The 12,236-nt window shown below is 72.4% G+C and carries 1 protein-coding gene; it reads right to left on the reverse strand.

Annotation, left to right across the window (positions count from 1 at the left end; genetic code table 11):
* Positions 1-20: 20 nt before the first annotated feature.
* Positions 21-12,227 carry an SDR family NAD(P)-dependent oxidoreductase gene (locus ACZ6TD_RS05935; RefSeq protein WP_471351368.1) on the reverse strand — a complete coding sequence of 4,069 codons (12,207 nt, stop codon included), beginning with the start codon at positions 12,225-12,227 and terminating at the stop codon, positions 21-23.
* Between the last annotated feature and the right edge of the window lie 9 nt (positions 12,228-12,236).

The following is a 12,236-nucleotide window of genomic DNA, read 5'->3' on the forward strand; positions in this document are numbered from 1 at the left end:
GGTCGTCGCGCCCGGCACATTCAGGACACGCCCAGTTCGTTGTCGATGAAGTCGAGAACCTGGGCCGCGGACGCGGACTCCAGCCTCTCCGCGGCGGTCATCTCTTCCTCCGCCTGCTTTCGTGTCGCCTTCCACTTCGCCAGCAGGCTTTCGAGCCGTGCCGTGACCGCCCCCGAGTCACCGTCTTCCATCTCGAGGCCGATCAGGGTGGCTTCGAGCCTGGCCAGTTCGTTGAGGACCGGATCGGCGCCTCCCCGGCCCGGTGTGGCGCCGACCGCCGGGGCGATGCGCCCCAGCAGGTAGTCGGCCAGCACGGCGGCGTCCGGATAGTCGAAGACGAGGGCGGCGGGCAGGCGCAGCCCGGTGGCGGCGGCGAGCCGGTTGCGCAGTTCGACGGCGGTCAGCGAGTCGAAGCCCAACTCCTTGAAGTTGGTGTCGGCCTGCACCGCCTCGGCGTCGGCGTGTCCGAGCACGGTGGCCACATGGCCACGGACCAACTGGAGGACGGCGCGCTGCTGTTCCGCGGCGGACAGGCCCGCCAGCCGGTCCGCCCAGTCGTCCGGCCGTGCGTCGGCTGCCGCCGCCGTACGCCGCGCCACCGCGCCACCGGCACCCGAGGCGGCGAGGGCGCGGAGCGTGGCGGGGAGGCTGTCGGCGGGCTGGGCGGCGAGGACACGGGTGTTCATATCCGCCGCGATCAGCTGGTGGCCGCCGTGCTCGGCCGCCGCGTCGAGCAGCCGGAGGGCGTGGTCCGCGGCCATCGCGGTGACGCCCGAGCGGGACATCCGGGCCAGGTCCGCGTCGGCGAGGCCGCCGGTCATCTCGCTGGCCTCGGCCCACAGCCCCCACGCCACCGAGACCGTCGGCAGGCCCAGTGCCTGGCGGTGGGCCGCCAGCGCGTCACAGAAGGCGTTGGCCGCCGCGTAGTTGGCCTGCCCCGGGCTGCCCATGACCCCGGCGGCCGACGAGAACAGCACGAACGCGCCCAGGCGGAGATGTGCCGTCGCGGTGTGCAGATGCGCCGCGGCGGTGGCCTTCGCCGCCCAGACCCGCGCCAGCCGCTCGGGAGTCTGCGCGGTGACGACCGCGTCGTCCAGCACACCCGCGGCATGGATGACTCCCGTCAGCGGATGCTCGGGATCGACCCCCGCCACCAGATCGGCCACGGCTGCCGCGTCGGTGACATCGGCCGCGACGACGCGTACCCGCGCGCCCAGGGCGGTCAGCCGGGCGGCGAGGTCCTGGGCGCCCGGCGCGTCCGGGCCCCGGCGGCTCAACAGCAGCAGATGCCCGATCCGCCAGACCCGTACGAGGTGTTCGGCGACGAGCGCGCCCAGCGTGCCGGTGCCCCCGGTGATGAGGACCGTGCCATCCGGGTCCACCGGGGCGGGGACGTCCAGGACCAGCTTGCCGGTGTGCTTGGCCTGGCTGAGGTGGCGCAGCGCCTCACGTGTCCGCCCCAGCGGCCAGGTCCGCACCGGCAGCGGCGGCAGGGCCGCGGTGGGTCCGGTCGCTCCGGCGGCTCCGGTGGCCTCGGTGGCTCCGGTGACCTCGGTGGGCCCGGCGGCCTCTGTGGCCTCGGCGGCTCGTGTAGCTCCGGCGGTGAACAGCTCGCCCAGTTCGCCCAGCATCCGGCCGATGCGTTCGGGTCCGGCGTCGGTGATCAGGTCGTAGACCTGGTACGTCACCCCCGGGTGCTCCTCGGCGACGCGCTCGGGGTCACGGAGGTCGGTCTTTCCCATCTCCATCAGCCGACCGCCCTCGCCCAGCAGCCGCAGCGAGGCGTCCACGAACGGCCCGGCGAGGCTGTTGAGCACCACATCGACACCACGGCCACCGGTGGCCTCGCGGAACACCTCCTCGAAGTCCAGATCGCGCGACGAGGCCCGATGCGCCGCATCGATGCCCATCTCCGCCAGCACCCCGTGCTTGCCAGGGCTCGCCGTCGCGTAGACCTCCGCCCCCAGGTGGCGGGCGATCCGCACCGCCGCCATGCCCACACCGCCGGTCGCGGCATGGATCAGGACCGACTCCCCGGCCCGGAGCCCGGCCAGCTCCACGAGCCCGTACCAGGCGGTCAGGTACGCCACCGGCGCCGAGGCCGCCTGCGGATAGGTCCACCCGGCGGGAATGGGCGCCACCATGCGGGCGTCGGTCACCGCCGTCGGGCCGAACGCGCGGTCGAAGACCCCCATGACCCGGTCGCCCACCGCGAGCCCGGTCACCTCGGGGCCGATGTCCAGCACCACACCGGCGCCCTCGCCACCGAGCCCGGTCTGGCCCGGGACCATGCCCAAACTGATGAGTGCGTCGCGGAAGTTGATACCGGCCGCGTGCACCGCCACCCGCACCTGGCGCGGTCCGAGGGGTTCGAGCACCTCCGGGCACGGCACCGGCTTCACGTTCTCCACCGTGGCCGCGCCGGTCAGTTCCAGCCGCCATGCGGGCTGTCCCACCAGTGCGGCCACACCACCGCTGCTCACGCCACCGGCACGCATCAGCCGGGGCACCCGAAGCCGCCCTGCCCGCAGCGCGACCTGGGGCTCGTCCAGACGCGTCGCCCACGCCACCGCGCTGCGCACACCCTCCGCGAGCGGCTCGGCGTCCGGGTCGAGATCGACCAGAAGGAACCGCCCCGGGTTCTCCGCCTGCGCACTGCGCACCAGGCCGCACACGGCGGCCCCGGCCATGTCCACGCCGCCGTCTCCGGCGCCTTCCGCCTCGGGGGCGTCGATCGCCACCGCCCCCCGCGTGACCACCACCAGCCGGGCGTCGGCCAGCCGAGGTTCGGCCAGCCAGCCCCGCACCAGCTCCAACACCCGCTCCGAGGCCGCCAGACCCGCGGCCGCCAGGTCCGTACCCGTGTCCTCGTCGGACGGGTCGCAGAGGGCAGGCAGATACGCGATGGCCACCGAGGGGGCGGGGTCGTCACCGTCGAGGGCGGACACCAACGCCTTCAGATGCGGATGGTGCACCGCGCCCGGCACGAGTGGTCCGCACTCGTCCCGACTCAGAACCGCCCAAGCGCCACCGCCCACCGGATCCGGCTCCTGGCCTTCCGTATCGGTGTCCTGTGCGGGGACGGGCAGGGGCGTCCACTCCAGGGTGAACAGCCCGTCCACCTGCGGCCCACCGGAGGTCTTGAGCTGGTCGACGGCGGCCGGTCGCATCACCAGCGAGTCGACGGTCAGCACCGGACCGCCCACGGCGTCGGCCACTTCGACCCGCAGCCCGCGCTCGCCCCCGGCGCCACCCGCCTCCTGCCGCTGGGGCGAGAGCCGGACCCGTACGGTCGTGGCACCGCCCGCCCACAGCGACACGCCGTTCCAGGCGAACGGCAGCCACACCCGGCCGTCGTCATGGTCCTCCTCGGGCCGGTCCAGGAGGAACGCCGGATGCAGCGCGGCATCCAGCAGTGCCGGGTGGATACCGAACCCCTCCGGGTCTCCGGCGGCGTCGGGCAGCGCCACTTCGGCGAACACATCGGCGCCGTCCCGCCATACCGCCCGCAGTCCACGGAACGACGGCCCGTACGCGTACCCGGATGCCTCGGCGCGCTCGTAGAACCCGTCCAGCCGTACGGGTTCCGCACCCACCGGAGGCCATGCCAGATCCGGCTCGTCCGCCGGACCCCGCGCGGTGCCCTGCGGGGACGGCGGGCCCAGGATGCCCTCGGCGTGGCATACCCAGCCCGGGTCGGCACCGGGCCCGACATCGCGGTCGGGCCGGGAGTACACCCGCACATCACGCCGCCCGTCCTCGGTGGCCACGCCGACCACCACCTGCACACGGAGCCCACCGGACGCGGGCAGGACGAGCGGGACCTGGAGCGCCAGCTCCTCCACCCCGCCGCAGCCCGCCTCATCGGCGGCCCGTAGCGCCCACTCCACCAGCGCCGCACCCGGCGCCAGCACGGCGCCCGCCATCACGTGCTCGGCCAGCCACCCCCCGGCGCCCCCGGCCGCGATCCGGCCGGTCAGCACCAGCCCGCCGTCGGCGAGCCCGACGGCCGCCGGCAGATGCGCGTGCTCGAGGCGCTGGAGCCCGACGGCCCCCACGTCCCCGACGCCACCGCCCGCCGCCAGCCAGTAGCGCTCGCGCTGGAAGGCGTACGTCGGCAGATCCACCGTCCGGGGCGCCGGATCGGCCGGGAACCAGCGGGCCCAGTCGACATCGGTGCCATGGGTGTGCAGTTGGGCGAGGGCGTGGCCGAGGGCGTGGGCATCGGGGCGTTTGCGGCTCAGGGTGGCCGCCACCAGCGGGCTCGGCCGCCCGGCCCCGCCCTCGCCCTCGTCGGTGTCGGCCGTCGCCTGGTCGGCGGTGAGGTGCTGAAGGGTGTGCTGGGTCGCGGTGGCCAGGACGGGGTCGGGGCCGAGCTCGAGGAAGACGCCGGTTTCGGGGGCGATATGAGCGACGGCGGGGTGGAATCGCACGGGTCGGCGGATGTGCCGCACCCAGTAGCCCGGTGTGGCCATCTCCTCGTCGGCCGGCTCACCGGTGAGGTTGCTGAGCACCGGAAGGGTGGGCCGGTGGAAGGTCAGGCCGTCGATGGCCCGCGCGAACGGCTCCAGAATGGGGTCCATCAACGGGGAGTGGAAGGCGTGGCTGACCGTCAGGGACCTGGTCTTACGGCCCTTCGCCGCCCAGGTGGCGCGGATGTCGGCGACCAGCTCGATCGGACCGGAGACCACGGTGTTGCCGGGGGTGTTCAGAGCGGCGATGCCCACTTGGCCGTCGTGTGCCGCCAGATCCTCGGCGAGTTCCTCGGGGGTGGCGGCGATGGTGGCCATGCCTCCGCCGGTGGGGAGTTGACCCATCAGCATGGCGCGGGCGGCCACGAGTCGGCAGGCGTCGGGGAGGTCGAAGACCCCGGCGACATGGGCGGCGGCGATCTCTCCGATGGAGTGTCCGATGACGGCGTCGGGGCGTACGCCGAACGAGTCGAGCAGCCGCGCCAGGGCGATATGCAACGCGAACAGCCCCGCCTGGGCGTAGGTGGTGTGGTCCAACAGCCTGGGCCGCTCGGCCACACCGTGGAAGACCACATCGCGGAGGGAATGTTCCAGGTCGGGGTCGAGCAGTCCGCAGACCTCGTCGAACGCCGTGGCGAACACCGGGAACCGGTCGTACAGCCCCGTCCCCATCCCCTGGCGCTGGCTGCCCTGACCGCTGAAGAGCCACACCGTCTTGCCCGCCGCCGCTGCACTGCCGGGGAGCACCACACCCGGATGGGGTTCACCGGTGGCCAGCGCCTCCACGGCGGCCAGCAGTTCGGCGGGATCATCGCCCAACGCCACCGCCCGGTGTTCGAAGAGCGACCGGGTGGTGGCGAGTGACCAGCCCACGTCGGCCGCCGACATCTCCGGGTGCCCGACTATGCGGTCGGCCAGCGCGGCGGCCTGGCCACGCAGCGCCTCCGCGCTCCGGGCGGACAGCGCCCATGGGACGACCCGCGGGTCGGGAGAGGCCACGGGCTCGGTCGTGACGCGCCCGCCGGGCTCGGGGGCCTGCTCAAGAAGGAGATGGGCGTTGGTGCCGGAGGCGCCGAAGGAGGACACACCGGCCCGGCGCGGGCGCTCACCGTTCGGCCACTCCACCGGCTCGGTCAGCAGCCGCACGGCACCGCTCTCCCAGTCCACATGGGGAGTGGGTTCGTCAATGTGCAGGGAGGCGGGCAGTGTTCCGTGCCGGATCGCCTGCACCATCTTGATGACGCCCGCGACACCCGCCGCCGCCTGCGTATGCCCGATGTTGGACTTGATCGAGCCCAGCAGCAGCGGCTGATCGGCGGGACGATCCTGACCGTAGGTGGCCAGCAGCGCCTGCGCCTCGATCGGATCACCCAACGTCGTACCCGTACCGTGCGCCTCCACCGCATCGACATCCGAGGCCGACAACCCGGCACTCGCCAACGCCTGCCGGATCACCCGCTGCTGCGAAGGGCCGTTCGGTGCCGTCAACCCATTGGACGCGCCATCCTGGTTGACCGCCGACCCACGGATCACCGCCAGGACCTCGTGGCCGTTGCGCCGGGCATCCGACAGCCGCTCCAGCAGCAGAACGCCCACACCCTCGCCCCAGCCCGTGCCATCAGCCGCAGCGGCGAAGGGCTTGCACCGACCATCGGGGGCCAGACCGCGCTGGCGCGAGAAACCGGTGAACACATCCGGGGTGGCCATCACCGTCACCCCACCGGCCAACGCCAGCGTGCACTCCCCCTGCCGCAACGCCTGCGCCGCCAGATGCATCGCCACCAACGACGACGAACACGCCGTGTCCACCGTCACCGCCGGACCCTCGAAGCCCAACGTGTACGCCACCCGACCCGAAACCACACTGCCCGAGCTGGCCAGCATGGCGTAGCCCTCCAGCCGCGCGTCGCCACCGCTGAGCCCGGCCGCGTAGTCGTGGTACATCACACCCGCGTAGACACCGGTCGGGCTGCCCTTCAACGACACCGGATCGATCCCCGCCCGCTCCAGCACCTCCCACGACGCCTCCAACAGCAACCGCTGCTGCGGATCCGTGGCCAGCGCCTCCCGCGGATTGATCCCGAAGAACGCCGCATCGAAGGCATCGGCGTCGTACAGGAACCCGCCTTTGCGCGCGTACGAGGTGCCGGGGTGGTCGGGGTCGGGGTGGAAGAGCCCGTCCAGGTCCCAGCCCCGGCCGGTCGGAAACTCCCCGATGGCGTCACGGCCCGAGGCGACCAGATTCCAGAGCTCCTCCGGGGAGCTGACCCCGCCAGGGAAGCGGCAGGTCATCGCGACGATGGCGATCGGCTCGTCCGCGTCGGCCCTCGCGGCGAGGGCAGCACGGGTTCCGGCGGTCTCGCCAGTCAGCCGGGTGCACAAATACTCCGCCAGCACCCGAGGCGTCGGATAGTCGAACACCAACGTCGCCGGTAACCGCAACCCCGTCACCACCGACAACCGATTACGCAATTCCACCGCCGTCAACGAATCAAAACCCAACTCCTTGAACGCCGCATCCACCCGCACCTCACCCGACGAACCAAACCCCAACACCACCGCCACACCACCCCGCACCACCTCCACCACCACATCCAACCGACCAGCCGCATCCAACCCCACCAACTGAGCGGCCAATCCGGAGGTCCCCGTCTCACCGGCCGCCATCCGGCGCGCGGTCCGGCCGGACACCAGCCCCCGCAGCACCGCCGGGAGATCCTCACGAGCCACCCCGGCCGTGTCGACGGCGGCGGCGACACAGAGGGAGCTGCCCTGCGCACAGGCGGCATCGAGCAGGCCCAGCGCCTTCTCGCCGGACATCGCGGTGATGCCCGAGCGGGACATCCGGGCCCGGTCCGTCGCGGCGAGCTTTCCGGTCAGCTCACTGGCCTGGGCCCACAGGCCCCAGGCCACCGACAGGCCGGGGAGGCCATGGGCCCGACGGTGGGCGGCGAGGGCGTCACAAAAGGCGTTCGCCGCCGCGTAGTTGGCCTGGCCCGGGCTGCCCAGGACCCCGGCGGCCGACGAGAACATCGCGAACAGGGACAGCGGAACATCGGCGGTGGCGTTGTGCAGATGCGCCGCGCCCGCCGCCTTGGCCGCCCATACCCGGGCCAGCCGCTCGGGCGTCTGTGAGGTCACCACCGCGTCGTCGAGGAGCCCCGTGGCATGGATGACACCGGTCAGCGGATGGTCGGCGTCGATCCCCGCCACGAGCTCTGCCACCGCCGACGCGTCCGTGACGTCCACGGCGACGATCCGCACTCGCGCGCCCAACTCCTCCAGGCGCGCCGCCAGTTCGCGCGCTCCCGGGGCGTCCGGCCCGCGACGGCTCACCATGAGCAGATGGCCGACCTGCCAGGTGCGCACCAGATGTTCGGCCACCAGGCCGCCGAGGGTGCCGGTGCCGCCCGTCACCAGCACGGTGCCGTCGGGATCGAGCGCCACCGGGGCGTCGCGCCCCTCCGCACCGCTGCCGGCGGAGGCACGGGTCAGCCGTGGCACCCACCCCCGACCATCCCGCACGGCCAACTGCGGCTCATCCAGGTCCACCGCCCGCGCGACGGCGTCCCGCACATCCTCTGCCGTCGCATCGGTCGCCCTGTCGAGGTCGAGCAGAAGGAAGCGCCCCGGGTTCTCGGCCTGAGCGCTCCGCAGGAGTCCCCAGAGCGCGGCGGCGGCCACATCCGCACCACTCTCGGCGTCGGCGACGGCGACCGCGCCACGCGTCACCACGACCAACCGGGCATCGGCCAACCGCGGCTCGGTAAGCCACTTCCGCACCAGCTCCAGGGCTCGTTGCGCCATCGCCAGGCCAGCAGTCGCCATGTCGGCCACGGCATCGGCAGCGGCGTCCGGGCGCGGGAACTCGGCGAGCACCACGGCCGGGACCGGCTCCGCGTCATCGAGCCCCGCGAGCAACGCCCCCAGATCCGGGTCAGCGCCCTCGGTGGCCAGCACCGCCCAGCTATCGCGATCGGCCACCGGCTCGTTGGTCCGGGTCGGCTGCGGCAGTGGGGTCCAGTCCAGGACGAACAGACCGTCCACACCACGCGCCGCCCCAGCTCGCACCTGCTCCACGGCCGCCCGTCGCGTCACCAGGGAGTCGACCGTCAGAACGGGGTCGCCCACGGCATCGGCCACCACCAGCCGCAGCCCCCTCTCACCCTCGGCACCATCCCGATGCGGGGACAGCCGAACGCGTACGGTGCTGGCTCCAGCGGCCCACAAGGACACCCCGTTCCAGGCGAACGGCAGCCACACCTGGCCGCCGTCCCGCTCCTGGTCGGATCCCGTGTCGAGCAGGAGGGCCGGGTGCAGAGCCGCGTCGAGCAGCGCCGGGTGGATGCCGAATCCGTCCGCGTCGCCCGCCGCCTCGGGCAGCGCCACCTCGGCCAGCAGGTCCGCACCGTCCCGCCACATGGCACGCAGCCCCTGGAAGGCCGGACCGTACGCATAGCCCGCCGCCGCGGCGCGCTCGTAGAACCCCTCCAGATCCACCGGTCGCGCACCGGCAGGGGGCCATGCGCCGCCCAGCCCCTCGGCCGACCGGTCCGCGCCTTCCGGTGCCGGGCTCAGTACCCCCTCGGCATGGCACACCCAGCCCATGTCATTGCCCGAGTCGGCCTCGCCATCCGGACGGGAGTAGATCCGCACATCGCGCCGCCCGTCCTCCGCCGTGGCGCCCATTGCCACCTGGATGCGCAGTCCGCCCGACTCGGGGAGCACCAACGGGACCTGCAGCGCCAGCTCCTCGACCCCACCACAGCCGACCTCGTCGGCCGCCCGCAACGCCCACTCCACCAGGGCCGCGCCCGGGGCCAGGACGGCGTCCGCCACGATGTGTTCGCCGAGCCAGCCGTCACCGCCACCGGCCGCGATACGCCCGGTGAGCAGGTGGGTGCTCCCGTCGGCCAGTTCCACGGCAGCGCCCAGCAGCGGATGATCCGCGGCGACCAGACCGAGGCCGCTCGGGTCACCCGCCGTGCCCGAGGCGTTCATCCAGTAGCGCTGGTGCTGGAAGGCGTAGGTGGGCAGATCGACCGTACGAGGGGCGGGGTCGGCCGGGAACGCCGCCCTCCAATCCACCTCCACCCCAGCGACGAACGCCTGGCCCAGAGAGTGAAGGAGCTGGGCCTGGCCACCGTGATCACGACGCAGCGTGGGCACAGCGACCGCGTCCACACCCGCCTGCTCGAAGGTCTCCTGAAGGCCAAGGGTGAGCACGGGGTGGGTGCTGGCCTCGATGAACACCCGATGCCCGTCCGCCAGCAGCGCCTCAACGGCATCGGTGAACCGCACCCGCTCACGGAGATTGGTCACCCAGTAGGCGGCGTCCAGGTCGGTGGTGACGGCACGGCCGCCCGTCACTGTCGAATAGAACGCCGTATCCGAACCGGAGGTATCGAGCGGACGGACGCCTTCCAGCACCCGCATCAACTCCTCGCGGATCTCCTCCACCTGAGGACCGTGCGAGGCATAATCCACCTCAATCAGCCGCGCCCGCTCCCCCACCTCCTGACACGCGGCCACCACAGCGGCCACCTGCTCCGGCGGACCCGAAACCACCGTCGACGACGGCCCATTGACGGCCGCCACACCCACACCAGCGACCTGGCCCTCCAAGCCGGAAAGCAGCTCCCCCGCCCGCTCCCGACCCACACCGAGCGACGCCATCGCCCCACCACCGGCCAACCGCCGCAACGCCCTGCTCCGCAACGCCACAACCTTCGCACCATCCTCCAAAGACAGCGCACCCGCGACGACAGCCGCCGCGATCTCACCCTGGCTATGACCCACCACCGCCACAGGACGCACCCCATACCCCGCCCACACCGCCGCCAACGACACCATCACCGCCCACAGGACAGGCTGCACCACATCCACCCGGCCCAGATCCGCCACACCCTCCACCCCACGCAACACATCCGAAAGCGACCAATCCACAAACGGCGCCAACGCCCGCTCACACTCCCCCACCCGCGCCGCGAACACCGGCGACACCCCCAGCAGCTCCGCACCCATCCCCACCCACTGCGAACCCTGACCCGGAAACACCAACACCGGCCCCACATCACCCGTCAACGCCGCCGCACCCGACTGCACCACACCCGGATGCGACACACCCCCCGCCAACGCCTCCACACCAGCCAACAACCCAGCCCGATCACCACCCACCACCACCGCCCGATGCTCAAACACCGACCGACTGGTGACCAACGACCACCCCACATCCACCAACGACAACTCAGACGCACCACCCACCCGCCCAGCCAGAGCGGCAGCCTGACCCCGCAACGCCTCCACACACCGCCCCGACACCACCCACGGCACCATGCCGTCCGAGCAGCCCGGATCCTTTGGTGCATCCTCCTCAGGAGCCTGCTCCACAATCACATGCGCATTGGTGCCACTGATCCCGAACGCGGACACCCCGGCCCGGCGTGGCCGCTCGTTCCTCGGCCACTCCACCGGGTCCGTAAGCAATCGCACCGCCCCGCCGGACCAGTCCGCGTGCGGGGTCGGCTCATCCACGTGCAGCGTGGCGGGCAACAGTTCATGACGCAGCGCCATCACCATCTTGATCACACCGGCCACACCCGCCGCACCCTGCGTATGGCCGATGTTGGACTTCAGCGAGCCGAGCCACAGCGGCCGGCCCTCCGGCCGGTCCCGGCCGTACGCGGCAAGCAGCGCCTCGGCCTCGATCGGGTCACCCAGCGTGGTGCCCGTGCCGTGGGCCTCCACCGCGTCCACCTCAGCGGAGGACAACTGCGCGTTGATCAGCGCCTGGCGAATCACTCGCTGCTGGGAGGGGCCGTTCGGTGCGGTCAGTCCATTCGACGCGCCGTCCTGGTTGATGGCCGAGCCCCGGAGCACCGCCAGCACCTGGTGGCCGTTGCGCTGTGCGTCGGACAGCCGCTCCAGCAGCAGGAGCCCCACGCCCTCCGAGAAGCCCGTGCCGTCCGCGGCGGCCGCGAAGGGCTTGCACCGGCCGTCGGGGGCCAGACCGCGCTGGCGGGAGAACTCCACAAAGGTGTTCGGGGTGGTCATGACGGTCACTCCTCCGGCCAGGGCCAGGGTGCACTCCCCCTGCCGCAGCGCCTGGCAGGCGAGATGCATCGCCACCAGTGACGACGAACACGCCGTATCCACCGTCACCGCGGGCCCTTCCAACCCGAGGGTGAAGGCCACCCGGCCGGAGACGACGCTCAGGGTGTTTCCGGTGAGCAGATATCCTTCCGCGCTCTTCTCGATCTGCGGGGTGCCGAAGCCGAGGATTCCGGCGCCCGCGTAGACCCCGGTGGGGGTGCCCTTCAGCGAGGTGGGGTCGATTCCGGCGCGTTCGAGCAATTCCCAGGAGACTTCGAGGAGTTGGCGCTGCTGGGGTTCGGCCGCCAGGGCCTCGCGCGGGCTGATGCCGAAGAAGGTGGCGTCGAAGCCGTCGGCCCGGTCCAGGAATCCGCCGTGGCGGACATAGCTGGTGCCGGAGTGGTCGGGGTCGGGGTGGAACAGCCCGGCCAGGTCCCAGCCGCGGTCGGTAGGAAACTCCCCGATCGCGTCCCCGCGCGCGGCGACCAGCTCCCACAGGTCCTCGGGCGAGGTGATTCCGCCGGGAAATCGGCAGGCCATGCTGACGATGGCCACCGGCTCCTGGGAACGCTCCTCCATTTCGCGAAGTCGCCGACGCGTCTGCCCCAGATCGGCCGTGACCTTCTTGAGGTACTGGCGGAGCTTCTCTTCGGTACCCGACATCAGTTCCGC

The sequence above is a fragment of the Streptomyces yongxingensis genome (assembly GCF_055597465.1).

What these genes read in the sequence shown, in the direction of transcription:
- ACZ6TD_RS05935 (WP_471351368.1), bottom strand. Translation starts at nt 12,227, where the DNA reads ATGTCGGGTACCGAAGAGAAGCTCCGCCAGTACCTCAAGAAGGTCACG.